This is a genomic window from Bacillus sp. FSL K6-1005 (assembly GCF_038000225.1).
In the GTDB taxonomy this organism is placed as follows: Bacteria; Bacillota; Bacilli; order Bacillales; family Bacillaceae; genus Bacillus; species Bacillus mojavensis.
This window is the reverse complement of record NZ_JBBOBP010000001.1, coordinates 2,976,745-2,994,168: the sequence shown is the minus strand read 5'-3', so window position 1 is coordinate 2,994,168 and position 17,424 is coordinate 2,976,745. Positions and strand designations below refer to the sequence as shown.

Sequence of the window (17,424 nt, the reverse complement as noted above, 5' to 3'; positions counted from 1 at the left end):
ACACAGCGTATCGAGATGGGAACTATGAATCTTTTCGCAGCTCCAAAAGCTCCTGAATCAGCTTCCGGCCGAAGATGGGCTCGTACTGCCGGTAAACAGGATCAAGGCGCTTCATCCATTCTTTTTTCTCTTTATCTGACAGCTCATAAATATGTATAGTAGAATTCTTTTTAATTTCTTCCAGCTGCTCCTTATTCATTTGTTCGGCATACGTTTCATTCCACTCCGTCGTCTCCTTCATCGCTTCAGTCAAAATACGCCGTGTTTCTGGTGTTTGCGCCTTCCAGAAGTGTTCATCAGTCATGACAGCGTAGCCGAGATAACCGTGGCTGCTTATTGTCAAATAGTCCTGAACATTATAAAATTTTTTAGAATAGATGTTTGAGATTGTATTTTCTTCGCCATCGACTATATTGTTTTCTAACAGCTGAAAGGTAGAATTGAAGGATTCCTGATGAGGCGTTGCGCCAAGCAGCTTGAACTGATCCTCTATCACATCGCTTTGCATAATGCGCAGATCTTGCCCTTTTAAATCACCCGGTGTTTTGACCGGCCCTTGATTTGTCGTGATTTGTTTAAAGCCGTTTGTCCAATAGGCCAGTCCTTTTAGCTGGTTTTTCTTTAGAGAATCAAACAGCTGTGTGCCGATGCTTCCGTTCAGCCCTTTTTTGACGGCATTGTAATCTGTAAATGCATACGGCAGATCCAGCACCCCCCATTCAGGAGAGAGCATGCCGAGCTTCGATGTGGAGGGGGCGATAAATTGAACATCACCGTTTTGCAAGGCTTCAATTTCTTCAATGTCCGAGTACAGGCTTCCATTCGGAAATACTTCAATTTTTATTTTCCCGCCTGATTTTTCGTTCACCAAATCAGCGAATTTATTGGCGGCCAGCCCTTTTGGCGTATTTTCAGCAACGACATGGCTGAATGTAAATATGATTTGATCCTGCAGCCCTTCCTGGTCGTCATCATAAACAATCTCTTTATTGCCGGTATGATCATGGAATCCGATAAATAAAGCGGTTGCAATTCCAGCGATCATCAGACCGAGACATGCAAGCAAACTCTTCACGAAAAGCCCTCCCCTTATGTTAAGGATAATGGGGGCAATGCCATTCGTAAAGACCTGAAAGGAGAAGCTGATGAACAAAAAGAAGCTCTCAATCCGCTGGAAAATCACAATCCTCTCCTACATACTCGTCATTTTCTCCTTTTTGATCGGCGGCATTGTGCTCATAGGCAATATTCAGCATACAGAGGAAAGGGAGCTGAAAAAACGGCTGATGAATACGGCTCGGACGGTGTCGGAGATGACCGAAGTGAAAGAGGCATTATCGCGAAAAGAACAAACAGAAGCCGTCCGTCATGCGGTTGAAGAGATCCGTATGATCAATGAAGCAGACTACATTGTCGTCATGGACATGGATCATATTCGTTATACTCATCCTGTCAGCGCAAACATCGGAAAAAAGTCAAAGGGTGCAGATGAAGAGGCGGCGTTTGCGGAGCACATTTATTTCTCAGAAGCAACAGGCGAGATCGGAACGGCTGTCCGGGCCTTTTATCCGGTAAAGGATCAGGATTTGAATCAGATCGGAGCGGTACTCGTTGGAAAAACACTGCCGGGGATGGCTGATATATTGTTTCATTTAAGAAGGGATATCGCCTTCATTGTAGTGCTGACACTCGGATTCGGCCTGGCAGGTTCGTTCCTCTTGGCCCGTCATATCAAAAAACAAATGTTTCAGCTCGAGCCCCATGAGATTGTCCGGATGTATGAAGAGCGAACCGCTACCTTTCACTCTATGAATGAAGGCGTGATCGCCATTGACAACCGGCATATCATCACAATATTTAATGAAAAAGCCAAACAGATTTTTGAGGTGCAGGGCGATCTGGTCGGAAAGGTGATTTGGGATGTGCTCAAGGATTCGCGCCTGCCTGAAATCGTGGAGCGGAACAAAGCGGTTTATAATGAAGAAATTCGTGTCAGCGGAAAGGTCATCATGAGCAGCAGGATTCCGATCGTCATGAAGAAAAAAGTCATCGGCGCCGTCGCGATTTTCCAGGACAGAACAGAAGCGGCCAAGATGGCAGAGGAATTGACGGGTGTCAAAAACTTTGTCGAAGCGCTCCGCGTCCAAAATCATGAGCATATGAACAAGCTTCATACCATCGCAGGCCTGATCCAGCTCGGCAAATCCGAAAAAGCGCTGCAGCTGGCGTTTCAGACTTCAACCGAGCAGGAAAACGTCACTGAATTTCTGCATCGCTCCATTCAAAATGACGCCGCGGCGGGGCTTTTGCTAAGTAAAATCAGAAGGGGAAAAGAACTCGGCATTGCTGTGCATATTGATGAAAACAGCAGCCTGCAGCAATTTCCCGAGCATGTCGACCAGCATGATATCGTCGTGCTTCTCGGCAACCTGATTGAAAATGCCTTCGGCTCGTTTGAAACCGTTCAGTCTGATGATAAACGAATTGACATCAGTATAGAACAAACGGAGGATATTCTAGCGATATTAATAGAAGATAACGGATGCGGGATTGAACACACACATATGCCGTACCTCTATGAAAAAGGATTTACAGTGAATAAAACAGGCGGCACAGGCTATGGCCTCTATTTAGTCAAGCAAATAACAGACAAAGGGTCGGGTGCGATAGAGGTCGATTCACACCCGGGACAGGGCACGTCTTTTTCAATCGTTTTTCCGATGAAGGGAGAGGAATCGCAGCATGGCTCGTAAGGAAATTAAGGTTCTGCTCATTGAAGACGATCCGATGGTTCAGGAAGTAAATAAGGATTTCATCACAACCGTTAAAGGCTTTGCCGTCTGTGCGCAAGCGGGAAACGGGGACGAAGGCATCAAACTGATCAAAGAAAAGCAGCCTGATCTCGTGATTCTGGATGTATACATGCCGAAAAAAGACGGAATCAAAACTTTGCAGGAGATCAGAAGGCAAAAGCTTGAGGTAGATGTCATCGTCGTATCCGCTGCAAAAGACAAGGAAACAATTTCTCTTATGCTGCAAAATGGGGCAGTTGACTATATCTTAAAACCGTTTAAGCTCGAACGTATGAAACAGGCGCTTGAGAAATATAAGCGGTATAAACAAAAAATAGAGGAAAACGACACGCTGTCCCAGGATCAGCTCGATGCCATCCTCAATATCCCGCGGCAGACCGTACAGGATCTGCCGAAGGGGTTGAATCATTTTACGATGAATGAGCTCATTGCTTTTTTGAAGCAGCAAACTTCGCCTCTTTCTGCTGAAGAGGTTGCCAAGGCTCTCGGTATCGCCAGAGTGACAGCGAGGCGCTATCTTGATTATCTCGAAAAGAATGGAACGATTCAGCTTGATGTTCAATACGGAGGAGTCGGACGCCCCGTCAACCGCTACATATTTAATATGTAAATCCAAGACCAAAAAGACCAAAATGTCCGTTATGAACATAAACTTCCCCGCCCCTTATGAAAACGCTATCATTCTAGTAAGAAAGACACAAAGGCGACTAGGACAGGGGGAGGAAGAATATGAAACTGTTTAAAAATTTAACAGTTCAAGTTATAACCGCGGTCATCATCGGGGTCATTGTCGGATTGGTTTGGCCGGATGTCGGCAAAGAAATGAAACCGCTTGGCGATACCTTTATCAACGCTGTGAAAATGGTAATCGCTCCAATCATTTTCTTCACAATCGTTCTCGGGATTGCAAAAATGGGCGATATGAAGAAGGTTGGAAAAGTAGGGGGAAAAGCATTTATCTATTTCGAGGTTGTTACGACCCTTGCACTCATTATCGGTTTATTTGTCGTTAATATTATGAAGCCGGGTGCGGGCCTCGATTACAGCAAGCTTGAAAAGGGAGATGTCTCACAATACACGCAAAATGGCGGTCAGGGGATCGACTGGGTTGAATTTGTCACACACATCGTACCGTCCAACATGGTTGATGCCTTCGCAAAAGGGGACATTTTGCAGGTCTTATTCTTTTCCATTCTTTTCGGAGTCGGTCTAGCGGCGTTAGGTGAAAAAGGGAAAAGCGTCATTGATTTCTTTGATAAAATTTCACATGTCTTTTTCAAAATTATCGGCTATGTTATGCGTGCAGCTCCAATCGGCGCATTCGGAGCGATGGCGTATACGATCGGGCACTTTGGCCTCGATTCCATCAAGCCGCTTGCCAGCTTAATGCTGTCTGTGTATATCACAATGTTCCTGTTTGTGTTTGTCGTTTTAAATATCATCTGCAAGCTATACGGATTCAGCCTTTGGAACTACCTGCGCTTTATCAAAGATGAGCTTCTCATCGTGCTCGGCACAAGCTCATCAGAATCAGTTCTTCCGAGAATGATGGATAAAATGGAGCGCTACGGCTGTTCAAAATCAGTCGTCGGGCTAGTTATTCCGACCGGCTATTCGTTTAACCTAGACGGAACATCCATTTATTTATCAATGGCGACTGTCTTTCTGGCTCAAGTGTTTGGAGTGGATCTCAGCATCGGGCAGCAAATAACGATTATCCTCGTTCTGATGCTGACTTCGAAGGGAGCAGCCGGTGTGACAGGAAGCGGATTTATCGTTCTTGCGTCAACCTTGTCAGCACTTCAGGTCATCCCGCTTGAGGGCCTTGCGCTTCTGCTCGGTGTCGACCGTTTCATGAGTGAAGGAAGAGCGATTGTGAACCTGATCGGAAACGGAATCGCCACAATCATCGTTGCAAAAAGTGAAAAAGAATTCGATGAAGCAAAAAGCGTAGAGGCTGTGGAAGGCTTGAAAAAAATGAAAACAGCAGTTTAAAAAAAGAGCGGCCCATCCATGGGGCCGTTTTTTTCATTGTTTAGAAATTATTAAGGTGTGGACAGAGACCTCAGCATTTTTTTGTTATATAATTTACAAATGGATACTATATTGAATGAAGGACGTTTGTCCTAACAGGAGTGTATAAATGGCCGCTTTAGTAAAATTTTTTCAGCACCCGGGAGTAAGGCGTTTTTCCATCTTTGTCGTGTTAACTGGTGTGTTATATCTATTTAAGAGCATGATCAACTTAATATTGCTGACCTTCATTTTCACATTTCTTATGGATCGTTTGGAGCTTGTCGTCCGGCAGTTTTTGAGCCGTTTCTTCCGAGTGAGCCAGCGGATTGTCATTACATTTCTCTACATTTTGCTGGCCGTGCTGCTTACAGTCGGAGGGTTTGTGTTTTATCCGGTCGTTGCCGCACAGATTCAGCAGCTGATCAAGCAAATTAAACATATTGCGTATCATCCAAGCAGCATTCCTTTCTTTGATGAGATCACAAGTGTTTTCGGAGATATTAATATCAGTTCGTATGTCAAAGAGGGTTTCAATGTACTTTATACGTATCTGGCCGATATCAGCACATTCGGCTTGCAGATCGTGATGGCGCTCATTCTCAGCATGTTCTTCTTATTTGAGAAAAAACGGCTGTCTGAATTTATGGAGCAGTTTAAAACGAGCAAGCTTGCTGTGTTTTATAATGAGATTGCTTTTTTTGGAGGAAAATTCGCGAGAACGTTCGGCAAGGTGCTTGAGGCACAATTTATCATCGCCCTCGTGAACTGTATACTGACTTTTATTGCGCTCTGGATTATGCATTTCCCTCAGCTGTTGGGACTCTCCATCATGGTTTTCTTTCTCGGATTGATCCCGGTAGCAGGCGTTGTCATCTCCCTGATTCCGCTCAGTATTATTGCGTACAGCACAGGCGGCGGAATGTATGTGCTCTACATTGTGCTTGTCATTTTCGCCATCCATGCGATTGAGACATATTTCCTCAATCCGAAGCTGATGTCAGCGAAAACAGAGCTGCCGATCTTTTTCACATTTACAGTCCTGATTTTTTCTGAGCATTTTCTAGGCATTTGGGGCTTAATTATCGGAATTCCGATCTTTGTATTTCTTCTTGATATACTTGATGTGACGAACAAGGAAGATGGGCCCAAAAGATTCCGAGAAAAAAGTAACAAAAAATAGTTTACAAAATTGGATCTTTTCTGTATAAATAAACTACATCATACAATAGTAAGCCACACGCTTAATCCTTTTTAAAAGGAGTGGGGGACCCAATCTTTTGGGGTTTATTTTTCATCTGAAAAACGGACATCTCTTCGTCCGAACCCGGCAGCTAACCTCATCAGCGTGAAGAGAGAATCCTGTGGTTTTATGATACAGCCAAAGCCCGCGGGAGTCTCTCGCGGGCTTTTTTTCAAAAAAGGAGGAATGCGGATGAAACTGGCAACAAAGATTATCATTGCATTGGTTCTGGGCGCCGTCACGGGGATTATTTTGAACGTAACATCACCTGAATTATTTGAATATTTGAATAAGTTTGTATTTGGCCCTCTTGGCACCATCTTTTTAAACCTCATCAAAATGCTTGTCGTACCGATTGTTTTTTTCTCTCTTACATTAGGAGTTGCCGGGCTTGGCGATCCTAAAAAGCTTGGCAGAATCGGTGTGAAGGCCGTCTCTTATTTTCTCATCACGACAGCGGTGGCGATTACGATCGGGCTTATACTGGCGCTTGTCATTAAGCCGGGTGAGTTCGGCACTTATGATGTCTCATCCGCTAAATTTGAGGCAGAAGAAGCACCGAGTATTGCTGACACACTTCTGAACATGATTCCGGCCAATCCCGTTCAAGCGATGACTGAAGGAAATATGCTCCAAATTATCGTGTTTTCCATTTTTGTCGGACTCGGGATTACGATGCTAGGCAAAAAAGCAGATATGCTTTTGAAAGTCGTTGAGCAGGGCAATGAACTGATGATGTATCTGGTCAACCTAGTCATGAAGTTTGCGCCATACGGCACGTTTGGTCTCATTGCGACAGCTATCGGCAGCCAGGGATTAAGTGCAATAAAAGCGATGGGGCTGTACATGATTGTTGTTACGCTGTCTCTTGTCATACATGCAATCGTCACCTACGGTTCAACAGTGGCCCTTTTAGCAAAAAGAAATCCGATTACGTTCTTTAAAGATTTCTCAGAAGTTATGGTCGTTGCGTTCAGTACCTCAAGCAGCAATGCAACGCTTCCGGTATCAATGGATGTAGCCCAGAAAAAACTAAAAGTGCCTGAGCCAATCAGCAGCTTCGTTCAGCCGCTCGGCGCGACGATTAACATGGACGGTACAGCCATTATGCAAGGGGTGGCCACCATCTTTATTGCACAGGTATTCGGACATGATCTTACATTTACGCAATTGCTGATGGTGATATTGACGGCTGTATTAGCAAGTGTGGGAACCGCGGGTGTTCCGGGAGTCGGCTTGATTATGCTCGCCATGGTGCTTCAATCAGTCGGCCTGCCTGTTGAGGGCATCGGTTTGATCCTCGGAATAGACCGTTTGCTCGATATGCTTCGTACAGTGGTCAACACAACAGGAGACGCGGCCTGTGCCGTCATCATTACAGAAACAGAAAAGAACAAACAGACGGAGCAAGCACCGACTCTATCGGTTTAACCAAACATTTGGAAGCAACAAATGCTATAATATAAACAGTGCCTATTTTTAGGCACTGTTTATTTTTTGTCGAAAAAGGAGGAAGGCTTTATGGCTGAGCCGATTTTACATATTGAAGGCCTTGATAAAAAAATAGGGTCTAAACAGATTTTAAAACAGATCAGCATGGACGTCAGGCAGGGAGAGATTATCGGTCTTCTCGGTCCGAACGGTTCCGGAAAAACGACACTCATCCGCATCATCGTCGGGCTGTTAAAACAAAACAGCGGAAGCGTAGCCATCAACGGATTCAAGCATGACACTGAGTTCGAACAAGCGATGGAAGCTGTCGGTGCGATTGTGGAAAACCCTGAGTTTTACCCGTACCTGTCAGGCTGGGAAAACCTCAAACACTTTGCAAATATGCACAAAAAAATAGATGATGAAAGACTGGACGAAGTTGTGGAACGAGTCGGGCTGACGTCAGCAATTGATGATAAGGTGAAAACCTACTCACTCGGCATGCGCCAGCGTCTCGGCATTGCTCAGGCCATTCTTCACCGGCCGAAGCTTCTCATTTTAGATGAGCCGACAAACGGTCTTGATCCTGCCGGTATGAAGGATTTTCGCGACCATATTAAGGAGCTCGCCGAAGAGGAAGGAACGGCGGTTTTATTCGCCACTCATTTATTGCGTGAAGTTGAAGACCTGTGTGACCGTGTCATCATCATACAAAAAGGCGAGATCAAAGCAGAAGTGAGCCTGAATGGAGCCGGTCAGAAAACGGAAAAAGCCGTTATTGAAGTGCAGCCGGCGGAAAAAGCGATCGCTTGGCTGGTGGGCAATGGGTACACAGCTGAACGTAAAGACGGCTCCATCGTGGTGGATATAGCGAAAGAAAATATACCAGAGCTGAACCGCTCACTAGTCGGACAAGGACTGAACGTATTTTCAATTATGACTTATACGCAGTCACTGGAAGATGAATTTATAAAAGCGACAACCGCTCATCAAGAGGAGGGAGAAGAGCTTGTCTAAATTAATATGGAATGAACATATGAAACTCTTTAATCGAAAAGTCACATTTGTTTCGCTTATATTGATGGCCGTTTTTCAATTTTTTATGGCGCTGATCATTAAACGGATCGTCATCAGTGCCGGAACTGACGAAAACTTCATCGGCTACTTTTCCTATACACCGAGCCTGAATATCTTGCTGCAGGCGCTAACCATTGTAATTGCAGCCACGATTATTTCTAATGAATTTGATAAAAAGACAATTAAATTTCTGCTCATTCGCCCGGTCAAGCGGCAAAAGGTTTTTTGGTCGAAATTAATGACAGTTATAATGGTCAGCTTCTATCTTTATCTGACATACTACATTCTGGCTTTATTATTCGGTCTTGTCTTTTTTGGCACGTCCGTGACATCTGAATCAAAAACATTGTTCATCAATACATTGGAACTAATTGGCACAAACTGGCTTGAAGCGGTGCTGATGGGATTATTCGGTTTGCTTTGTTCATCACTGTTCCGCAACAGCGCCATTTCAGTTGTCGTTTCCTTTGTCGTTTTATATGGAGCAAGTTCACTTGTGCAAATCATGAAGCTGTTTGAAAACAAATGGGGAAGCTTTTTGCTTTTTGCAAACACAGACTTCACTCAATACAAAAGCGGACAAACGGCTCTGTTTTCAGGCATGACACCATTGTTCTCTGTAGGGATACTTGTAATTCATGCTGTTTTCTTCATTGCCGTTGCCTGGTGGAGCTTCTGCAAACGGGATGTTCGAATCTAAAGGCAAGGAATGACATTTTTGTGAAAAAGCTCACGTAAATCAATATCAAACGATGTTTTGGTTTATAATAAAGGTACTGACGGAGGTGTCTCGAATTGAGAAACTTTATTACCGCTTTACCGATTGTATTGCTGCTTGGATTCTCATTTGTGTCATTTATGTTTCAGTTTGAACATCTTGTGTATTTCAGGCTCGCGTTGGGATTGTTTTCTCTCGTGGGGCTGTACATGATATATAAAATGAAGACGGGTATCCGTTATTTTATCATTTATCTGTATGCAAGCTGGATTGTGCTTGCGGCAGTTACGGCCTTTGAAGAGCCGATCTTCTCAAGTTTTTTCTTCGGCGGATTGGTCATGACAATGGGTTACCTGACTTATATGCTTATTTATCTCGGTATGAAACAAGACCGGGATGCAAATCCGGTTTAAACACGCTGTTCCCTTGGGAACGGCGTGTTTTTCTATAGTGGACAAAATGTTAACAGTTGCGGAATCAACGCTGGAAATCTACAATACATATTAAATTTATCGGAATTGAAAAAATGGGGGGCTGCCGGATGTCATTATTTGTACGGAACGAAAAACAGCGGCAATGGATAGAGAAAATAGGACAGCTAGCGGATGAATTTCAGCAAACAGCCGCTGAGGATGATGAACAGGGACGATTTCCTGCCGAAAAAATCCAGAAACTGCGTGATTCGGGATATACGGCGATAACCGTGCCGAAATCCCATGGAGGAGCAGGAATATCTGTTTATGACATGCTGCTATTTCAAGAGCGGCTTGCACAAGGAGATGCTCCTGCAGCTCTGAGCATCGGCTGGCATTTAAGCGTGATGGGAGAGCTCGGGGAAGGAAACAGCTGGGATGAAGATGTGTTTGCGTTTATCGCAAAGGAAGTTCAAAACGGCGCCGTGATCAATAGAGCAGCGACAGAAGCGAAAACCGGGAGCCCGACCAGGGGAGGGCGCCCCGGGACTGCTGCCGTCAAAAAGGACGGCAAATGGGTGGTGAATGGAAGAAAAACGTTTACGACAATGTCGCAAGCGCTTGATTATTTTTTAGTAACGGCATGGATTGAAGAAAAACAAACAACAGGTGTGGTGTTGGTTCATAAAAATGATCCTGGTGTAACAATTGAAGAAACATGGGATATGATGGCGATGCGGGCTACTGGCAGCCATGATCTTGTATTAAACGAGGTAACGCTCGATGATAATAAACTGGTGGAACTGCTTCAAGGGCCGCGGGGAGCAAAGCCAAACGGCTGGCTGCTCCATATTCCGGCGGTTTATCTTGGTGTGGCTCAGGCGGCCAGAGACTATGCGGTGCGTTTTGCCTCCGAGTATTCGCCAAATAGTTTGAAGGGGCCGATCAAGGATGTTCCGGCCGTTCAGCAAAGAACAGGCGAAATGGAGCTTGAACTGCTGAATGCCAAGCATTTTCTCTTTCATGCGGCTGAATTGTATGACGATCCGGAGCGCCGCCCTTACTTGAAGAATGAGCTCGGTGCGGCAAAACATATCGTTACAAACGCCGCGCTTTCTGTTGTAGACAAAGCGATGAGAATTGTCGGGGCCAAAAGCCTTGAACGCACCAACCCGCTTCAGCGCTATTACCGGGATGTGCGCGCAGGTCTCCATAACCCGCCGATGGACGACGCGGTTATTCAAAAGCTGGCCGCAGAAGCCTTTCATTAAATAAAAAAGAGCCTTTGCGGGCTCTTTTTTTATGTATTGTTTTGTTCCTGGAGATTCTTCTGATGCTTGCGGTCAATTCTGTCGTAAATGACGTTCATCAGCTTTGGATTGCCCATGATCGCCTCTTTGTTTTCCTGGATCAGCTGTTGGTAGGTTTTTATTTTACGCTTTGGCATGCCCTGGCGCCTCCTGACAATGTTTGATATTCCCTTTCCAGCTCCATCAGCGACAATTCATATAAATGTCGCGTTGACTTTTTGTATATACCATTCTGTATTAACAGATGAATGAGGTGTTTTTTTCTGATTTCTGCAGACTGAGGTGTCATTGTGTCACCAACCTCCAATCAATCGATATTGATAATCATTATCAATTAACACCAGTATACAATGTCCACCACAGCCTGTAAAGGTGAAAACAGTCCTATTCTTTCGTAAGTAAGCAAACCTTCAACATATCGACAAAAAGTTTCCCGGGCAATAATTTGCTGTCGAAATTTCCCTTCCCGTTGAGAACCGCTGCTGCTATTTTTCATGTTTTTAACCATACTATGTAATAGAATGGAGGCTGGTATTCAATGGGGAGGACAGATAATCTTAAAAAGGGAGAAAAAGGAGCACTCCTCAATATTTTGGCATATATCATTCTTGCTGCTGTTAAGCTGACAATCGGAATATTGTATCATTCTGAAGCACTAAGAGCAGACGGATTAAACAATGGGACAGATATTGTGGCGTCAATAGCGGTGCTGATTGGACTGCGAATTTCCCAAAGGCCGGCTGACAGCGACCATCCATATGGCCATTATCGGGCTGAAACAATTTCGTCCCTTATTGCGTCTTTTATTATGATGGCTGTCGGGATTGAAGTGTTAATCGGCGGAGGAAAAGCGATTGCGGGCGGCACCTCAGAAACGCCAAGCCTTATCGCGGCGTGGACGGCTTTAGGCAGTGCGGTGTTTATGTACGGCATCTATCTATATAACAAAAGGCTCGCAGCATCCATTAAAAGCTCTGCACTTATGGCGGCGGCGAAGGACAGCAGGTCAGACGCATTTGTCAGTGCCGGAGCATTTATCGGTGTTTTTTCTTCCCAGCTGCAGCTGGCTTGGATAGACCCGGTTACGGCTTTTGTGATCGGAATCATCATTTGCAAGACAGCCTGGGATATCTTCAAAGACGCTTCGCATTCATTAACGGACGGGTTTCACTTGAAGGATCTTGAACCTTATAAACAGACTGTCAGCCGGATAGAAAATGTGCATCGTCTTAAGGATGTGAAAGCGCGATACTTGGGCAGCACAGTACATATAGAGATGGTCATTACAGTTGATCCGATGCTGACAGTAGAGGAAGGCCACGGGGTCGCAGATGAGGTGGAAAACAAAATAAAACATGAACACGATGTCACTCATGTTCATGTTCACGTAGAGCCCGACGACACAAAATAGGGCTGCTTATCGAATTAGCTTATATGTTCTGATAAGAATTCAGTCACTTCTTCAGGCGTTTTGGCATTGGCGCTGTGAAGATGGCCTGTTTTTTCTCCATTTTTGAAAATGAGCAGGCTTGGAATACCCATCACCTGATATGTTTCAGCCAGTTCAGGAAGCTCGTCCTTATTCAGCTCGTACCAATCGTTTTGATTATACGTTTCCAAAATATCGCCGATGAACATATTCATGCGTGTGCAGTCAGGGCACCAATCAGCATAAAACTTTACAATTATTTCTTTATCAGATTGAATCAGTTCATTAAATTGTTCTTTTGTTGTGATTTTTTTCATATGTCACATCTCCTTTTCAATGCCATTTTAATATAAAATAAAAAGGAATTACATACAAATGCATTCAGCTTCAGCATGCCCAAAAATAATTAGATCATTTTCTTGTGAAAGTGATAAGATAGTAAAGATGAATTGTAGTGGGGGGAGTATCCATTGAAAACAAGTCTAGGATTAGTGTACGGCGGTAAGTCAGCCGAACATAATGTTTCGCTTCAGACAGCTCTGGCTGTAACAAAAGCGCTAAATACTGAGAAGTTTGATATACATCCAATTTATATAACTGAAAAAGGCGAATGGATAAGAGGCACACGTTTAACAGAGCCTGTTTCCAACGTAAAAATGCTTCAGCTTGAGCAGGGCGGAACCGCTTTTTCTCCATCTGCTCTCAACCAGGAAATGTTTCCACAGGAAGTGTCACAGCAAAATGAAGCAATTGATGTCGTATTCCCGCTCCTGCACGGCCCGAACGGAGAGGACGGAACGATTCAGGGAATGCTTGAACTTTTAAATATTCCTTATGTCGGCAACGGCGTGCTTGCTTCCTCAGCTGGTATGGATAAAGTAGTCATGAAGCATTTGTTTGCACAAGCCGGCCTTGCACAGGCGAAATACACAGCCTTCCTTAAAAAAGACTGGACTCGTTCTCCTGAAGAAAGCTGCGAGCAGGTAGAACAAGAATTGGGCTATCCTTGCTTCGTGAAGCCGGCCAACCTTGGTTCAAGCGTCGGAATCAGCAAATGCCGAAACCGTAAAGAACTGCAAAAAGCATTTGAGCTTGCGTTCCAATATGATCGGAAAGTCGTGGTAGAAGAAGGCATCAACGGCCGCGAAATTGAAATCGGCGTTCTCGGAAATGATGATCCTAGATGCTCTGCAGTGGGAGAAATCGCACCTAAGACAGATTTCTACGATTACAAAGCGAAATACGAGGATGGAGACACCGATCTGATTATTCCTGCGTCTGTAACAGATGAGGAATACGCGAAAATCAGTGAGATGGCCATCAGAGCGTTTAAATCAATTGACGGCTCAGGACTTGTCAGAGCGGACTTTTTCCTGACAGCTGACGGCGAAGTGCTGATCAATGAAGTAAACACGATGCCTGGTTTTACACCGTTCAGCATGTTCCCGCTTCTCTGGAAAGAAGCCGGAGTGGAATACGCTGACCTCATTGAACAGCTTGTAGAGCTGGCTAAAGAACGCCACGCTGAAAAACAATTGATTAAACATACATTCTAAATGGAAACTGACACTGCCGGTAAAAGGGCAGTGTCTTTTCCCGTATATTACCAAAGGAAGAGAGTGACCTTACTTGATTAAGCGAACCGTAAAGAAAATTGCCGAAATGGTCAAAGGCACACTAACAAACCCGCAATATGAAAATACAGTCATTCATGGAGTAGCTACAGATACAAGAAAGCTGGAAAGCAATCAGCTTTTCATCCCGCTGAAAGGGGAACATTTTAACGGCCACACTTTTGTGCCGCAAGCTTTTGAAGCTGGTGTGTCTGCCGTTCTGTGGAACCGCTCTGAACCCAATCCGCCCGAGAATCAAGCCGTGATTTTAGTGGATGATACTTTGTCAGCACTCCAGCAGCTGGCAAAAGCCTATTTACAGGAGCTCGGCACACGTGTCATCGGGGTAACAGGAAGCAACGGCAAAACGACGACCAAAGACATGATTCACGCTGTCCTGCAAACGCGGTACCGCGTCCATAAAACAGGAGGAAATTTCAACAATCATATCGGGCTGCCGCTTACAGTGTTAGCGATGCCTGAAGATACAGAAATTGCCGTATTGGAAATGGGAATGAGCGCAAAAGGAGAAATTGACCTTCTGACGCGCTTGGCAAATCCGGATGCGGCAGTGATAACAAATATCGGCGAATCCCACATGCAGGATCTTGGTTCAAGAGAAGGCATCGCGGAAGCAAAACTGGAAATTATCAACGGCCTGAAAGAAGACGGTGTGCTGATTTATATCGGAGACGAACCGCTTTTGCAAAAGGCTTACAGCTGCCAAACGAAAACATATGGTACTGGAGCGCAAAACGATTATCAGCTGCAGGATGTCAGCCAGAGTGAAGCGGGGACCCATTTTACGATCAAAGGCATAGAAAAACCGTTTTTTATCCCTATACTAGGCAAGCATAATGTAATGAACGCCATGGCGGCAATCGCCGCAGGGGTTTATTTCGGCATCACGCCTGAGGATGCGGCAAAAGGATTAAGCAGCCTGAAGGTCACCGGCATGAGACTTGAATTGATGAAAACAGACAGCGGCATTTCTATTATTAATGACGCTTATAACGCGAGCCCGACATCGATGAAGGCTGCGATCCAATTGACAGAAAGCCTTGAAGGATACGGAAAAAAAATGGTCGTGCTCGGAGACATGCTTGAACTCGGCGATCTTGAAGAAACGTTCCATAAAGAATGCGGCGCTGTGATCAGCCCGGACAAAATTGACCACGTCTTTACGTATGGCAAACTTGGGGCATTTATCGCGGAAGGTGCGATGGAACATTTTGATAAAGAGCGCGTCAGCCACTTCAGCGAGAAAAAAGAGCTTACTCAGGCCCTGAAGAATAAAGCGGCAAAGGGAGATTTGATTTTATTCAAAGCGTCAAGAGGTATGAAGCTTGAAGAAATCGTTAAAGATTTAATGGAGAGCCCGTTTTCTTAAAAAATCCTGCGGAAAAAAGCAGATTGCAATCATAAAATAAAAATGATGTGCAGACACTAATGTATGCCGGCCCGAAATAATTTATGTATGACTGGCTCAGGCTATGGTACAATAATGACAGGTTTATTTCGCGATACGAAAATATGTGTACGGACCGCCATCCGCTGACCTTAGGTTTTCCGCGGACACAAGGAGCGGGATTGGGCATGTCCGGCATATTTGGTTAGCAGGTCAGAGAGCGCATTCAAAATGCTGATCTGCTTACCGCGTTATTGAAAAACATGTAGTGTAATGGTAAGATAAAACTTAAAGTAATTCGGGCTTTGTATACGTAAGGATCCTGTCCTTTTTCCATGGAGGGCAGTTTTTAAGTGGTAAATCACGACATTACTGAAACAGCAATTAGAAGGAGTTTGAATAATTTGACTATAACGTTTCAAGATTTTCAATTAAGTTCTGATCTCATGAAGGCAATTAACCGTATGGGATTTGAAGAAGCAACGCCGATTCAGGCACAAACGATTCCGCTCGGACTTTCAAATAAAGATGTCATTGGACAAGCGCAAACAGGTACAGGTAAAACAGCTGCGTTTGGTATACCCCTTGTTGAGAAAATTAACCCCGAGTCTCCTAATATTCAAGCAATCGTAATCGCACCAACCCGTGAACTAGCCATTCAAGTATCTGAAGAATTATATAAAATCGGACAAGATAAACGTGCGAAAGTTCTTCCTATTTACGGTGGACAGGATATTGGACGACAAATCCGGGCGTTAAAGAAAAATCCGCATGTCATTGTCGGAACACCGGGACGTCTTCTTGACCACATTAACCGCCGCACAATTCGTTTAAACAATGTAAATACAGTTGTAATGGATGAAGCGGATGAAATGCTGAATATGGGGTTCATCGACGACATTGAATCTATTCTTTCAAATGTGCCGAGCGAGCATCAGACGCTTCTGTTCTCAGCTACAATGCCAGCGCCGATCAAACGCATTGCAGAGCGTTTCATGACTGAGCCTGAACACGTAAAAGTAAAAGCAAAAGAAATGACTGTTTCTAACATTCAGCAGTTCTATTTGGAAGTGCAGGAACGTAAAAAGTTCGACACACTGACTCGTCTTCTTGACATTCAGTCTCCTGAGCTTGCGATTGTATTCGGACGTACCAAACGCCGTGTTGATGAACTGGCAGAAGCCCTGAACCTTCGCGGATATGCAGCTGAAGGAATTCACGGTGATTTAACGCAGGCGAAACGTATGGTTGCCCTTCGCAAATTTAAAGAAGGTGCAATCGAAGTACTTGTTGCAACTGATGTTGCAGCTCGCGGACTCGATATCTCAGGTGTTACACACGTGTACAACTTCGACGTGCCTCAAGATCCTGAAAGCTATGTTCACCGTATCGGAAGAACAGGCCGCGCAGGAAAAACAGGTATGGCGATGACGTTTATCACACCGCGTGAGATAAGCATGCTTCGCGCAATTGAACAAACAACGAAACGCAAAATGGACCGCATGAAAGAGCCGACACTAGATGAAGCGTTAGAAGGCCAGCAGCAGGTTACAGTTGATCGTCTTCGTACGACAATCAGCGAAAACAACTTGAACTTCTACATGACAGCGGCAGCTGAGCTGCTTGAAGATCATGATGCAGTGACAGTGGTTGCAGCAGCTATCAAAATGGCTACAAAAGAGCCGGATAGCACGCCTGTTCGCTTAACAGACGAAGCGCCGATGATCGGCAAACGCTACAAAAACCAACGCACTTCTAAACGCAGAGACGGACAAGGCGGCGGCTACCGTGGCGGTAAAGGGAAAAGCAACAACCGTTCTTCCTATGATAAAAAGCGTTCAAGCGATCGCCGTTCTTCAGGTGACAGACGCCAGAAAAAATCATACTAATTCTGTAAAGAATATAAGAGCCTAAAACATGAGTTGTTTTGGGCTTTTTTTATGTTCAAATGCATGA

16 protein-coding genes, 1 pseudogene and 1 riboswitch are annotated in these 17,424 nt (G+C 44.7%); of the genes and pseudogenes, 13 read left to right on the top strand and 4 right to left on the bottom strand.

Going from position 1 to position 17,424, the window contains the following annotated elements; genetic code table 11:
• Positions 1-22 precede the first annotated feature (22 nt).
• Positions 23-1,075 (bottom strand): C4-dicarboxylate TRAP transporter substrate-binding protein DctB, encoded by a 1,053-nt coding sequence (gene dctB, locus NST16_RS15560; protein WP_010333091.1) that lies wholly within the window; start codon positions 1,073-1,075, stop codon positions 23-25.
• Between the two features lie 70 nt (positions 1,076-1,145).
• On the opposite strand from dctB, the gene dctS reads away from it, so the two are divergent.
• The 9 genes from dctS to NST16_RS15515 all read left to right on the top strand — a co-directional run bounded on the left by dctS (position 1,146) and on the right by NST16_RS15515 (position 10,979).
• On the top strand, positions 1,146-2,753 hold the full coding sequence (gene dctS / locus NST16_RS15555) for a two-component system sensor histidine kinase DctS (RefSeq protein ID WP_268447802.1): 1,608 nt from the start codon (positions 1,146-1,148) through the stop codon (positions 2,751-2,753).
• Entirely contained in the window at positions 2,743-3,423 is a 681-nt protein-coding gene (locus NST16_RS15550; RefSeq protein WP_340887440.1) for a response regulator, read from the top strand. The genes dctS and NST16_RS15550 overlap by 11 nt, the downstream gene beginning before the upstream one ends.
• 119 nt (positions 3,424-3,542) lie before the next feature.
• Positions 3,543-4,808 (top strand): C4-dicarboxylate transporter DctP, encoded by a 1,266-nt coding sequence (gene dctP, locus NST16_RS15545; RefSeq protein WP_010333094.1) that lies wholly within the window; start codon positions 3,543-3,545, stop codon positions 4,806-4,808.
• Between the two features lie 148 nt (positions 4,809-4,956).
• Positions 4,957-6,009 (top strand): AI-2E family transporter, encoded by a 1,053-nt coding sequence (locus tag NST16_RS15540; protein WP_010333095.1) that lies wholly within the window; start codon positions 4,957-4,959, stop codon positions 6,007-6,009.
• A gap of 48 nt (positions 6,010-6,057) precedes the next feature.
• Positions 6,058-6,189: riboswitch (cyclic di-AMP (ydaO/yuaA leader) on the top strand.
• A gap of 72 nt (positions 6,190-6,261) precedes the next feature.
• A complete protein-coding gene (locus NST16_RS15535) occupies positions 6,262-7,500 on the top strand; it encodes a dicarboxylate/amino acid:cation symporter (RefSeq protein ID WP_340887436.1) in 1,239 nt (412 codons plus the stop codon).
• A gap of 90 nt (positions 7,501-7,590) precedes the next feature.
• Positions 7,591-8,517 carry an ABC transporter ATP-binding protein gene (locus NST16_RS15530; protein ID WP_168746978.1) on the top strand — a complete coding sequence of 309 codons (927 nt, stop codon included), beginning with the start codon at positions 7,591-7,593 and terminating at the stop codon, positions 8,515-8,517.
• Entirely contained in the window at positions 8,510-9,277 is a 768-nt protein-coding gene (locus tag NST16_RS15525) for an ABC transporter permease (RefSeq protein WP_168746979.1), read from the top strand. Before NST16_RS15530 ends, NST16_RS15525 begins: the two co-directional genes overlap by 8 nt.
• A gap of 95 nt (positions 9,278-9,372) precedes the next feature.
• Positions 9,373-9,708 (top strand): hypothetical protein, encoded by a 336-nt coding sequence (locus tag NST16_RS15520; protein ID WP_003225151.1) that lies wholly within the window; start codon positions 9,373-9,375, stop codon positions 9,706-9,708.
• Positions 9,709-9,836: 128 nt separating this feature from the next.
• Entirely contained in the window at positions 9,837-10,979 is a 1,143-nt protein-coding gene (locus NST16_RS15515; RefSeq protein WP_168746980.1) for an acyl-CoA dehydrogenase family protein, read from the top strand.
• Positions 10,980-11,008: 29 nt separating this feature from the next.
• On the opposite strand, the gene fbpB is transcribed toward NST16_RS15515, so the two are convergent.
• Positions 11,009-11,155, bottom strand: a complete 147-nt coding sequence (gene fbpB, locus NST16_RS15510; protein WP_010333101.1) for a Fur-regulated basic protein FbpB — start codon at positions 11,153-11,155, stop codon at positions 11,009-11,011.
• A pseudogene (locus NST16_RS15505) lies at positions 11,142-11,307 on the bottom strand (Fur-regulated basic protein FbpA). Before NST16_RS15505 ends, fbpB begins: the two are co-directional and overlap by 14 nt.
• A 249-nt stretch (positions 11,308-11,556) precedes the next feature.
• On the opposite strand from NST16_RS15505, the gene NST16_RS15500 reads away from it, so the two are divergent.
• On the top strand, positions 11,557-12,429 hold the full coding sequence (locus tag NST16_RS15500; RefSeq protein WP_340887432.1) for a cation diffusion facilitator family transporter: 873 nt from the start codon (positions 11,557-11,559) through the stop codon (positions 12,427-12,429).
• Positions 12,430-12,443: 14 nt separating this feature from the next.
• On the opposite strand, the gene NST16_RS15495 is transcribed toward NST16_RS15500, so the two are convergent.
• Complete coding sequence (locus NST16_RS15495) at positions 12,444-12,764, bottom strand: thioredoxin family protein (RefSeq protein ID WP_010333104.1); 321 nt, start codon at positions 12,762-12,764, stop codon at positions 12,444-12,446.
• Positions 12,765-12,917: 153 nt separating this feature from the next.
• Between NST16_RS15495 and NST16_RS15490 the strand changes: the two genes are divergently transcribed.
• From NST16_RS15490 to cshA, 3 genes are all read left to right on the top strand, one after another.
• A complete protein-coding gene (locus NST16_RS15490) occupies positions 12,918-14,003 on the top strand; it encodes a D-alanine--D-alanine ligase (RefSeq protein WP_340887429.1) in 1,086 nt (361 codons plus the stop codon).
• A gap of 73 nt (positions 14,004-14,076) precedes the next feature.
• Positions 14,077-15,450 (top strand): UDP-N-acetylmuramoyl-tripeptide--D-alanyl-D-alanine ligase, encoded by a 1,374-nt coding sequence (locus tag NST16_RS15485; protein ID WP_326226545.1) that lies wholly within the window; start codon positions 14,077-14,079, stop codon positions 15,448-15,450.
• 422 nt (positions 15,451-15,872) lie between these two features.
• Positions 15,873-17,357, top strand: a complete 1,485-nt coding sequence (cshA, locus tag NST16_RS15480; protein ID WP_168746984.1) for a degradosome RNA helicase CshA — start codon at positions 15,873-15,875, stop codon at positions 17,355-17,357.
• The last annotated feature ends 67 nt before the right edge of the window (positions 17,358-17,424 follow it).

What these genes read in the sequence shown, in the direction of transcription:
- dctS (WP_268447802.1), top strand. Translation starts at nt 1,146, where the DNA reads ATGAACAAAAAGAAGCTCTCAATCCGCTGGAAAATCACAATCCTCTCC.
- NST16_RS15550 (WP_340887440.1), top strand. Translation starts at nt 2,743, where the DNA reads ATGGCTCGTAAGGAAATTAAGGTTCTGCTCATTGAAGACGATCCGATG.
- dctP (WP_010333094.1), top strand. Translation starts at nt 3,543, where the DNA reads ATGAAACTGTTTAAAAATTTAACAGTTCAAGTTATAACCGCGGTCATC.
- NST16_RS15540 (WP_010333095.1), top strand. Translation starts at nt 4,957, where the DNA reads ATGGCCGCTTTAGTAAAATTTTTTCAGCACCCGGGAGTAAGGCGTTTT.
- NST16_RS15535 (WP_340887436.1), top strand. Translation starts at nt 6,262, where the DNA reads ATGAAACTGGCAACAAAGATTATCATTGCATTGGTTCTGGGCGCCGTC.
- NST16_RS15530 (WP_168746978.1), top strand. Translation starts at nt 7,591, where the DNA reads ATGGCTGAGCCGATTTTACATATTGAAGGCCTTGATAAAAAAATAGGG.
- NST16_RS15515 (WP_168746980.1), top strand. Translation starts at nt 9,837, where the DNA reads ATGTCATTATTTGTACGGAACGAAAAACAGCGGCAATGGATAGAGAAA.
- fbpB (WP_010333101.1), bottom strand. Translation starts at nt 11,155, where the DNA reads ATGCCAAAGCGTAAAATAAAAACCTACCAACAGCTGATCCAGGAAAAC.
- NST16_RS15500 (WP_340887432.1), top strand. Translation starts at nt 11,557, where the DNA reads ATGGGGAGGACAGATAATCTTAAAAAGGGAGAAAAAGGAGCACTCCTC.
- NST16_RS15495 (WP_010333104.1), bottom strand. Translation starts at nt 12,764, where the DNA reads ATGAAAAAAATCACAACAAAAGAACAATTTAATGAACTGATTCAATCT.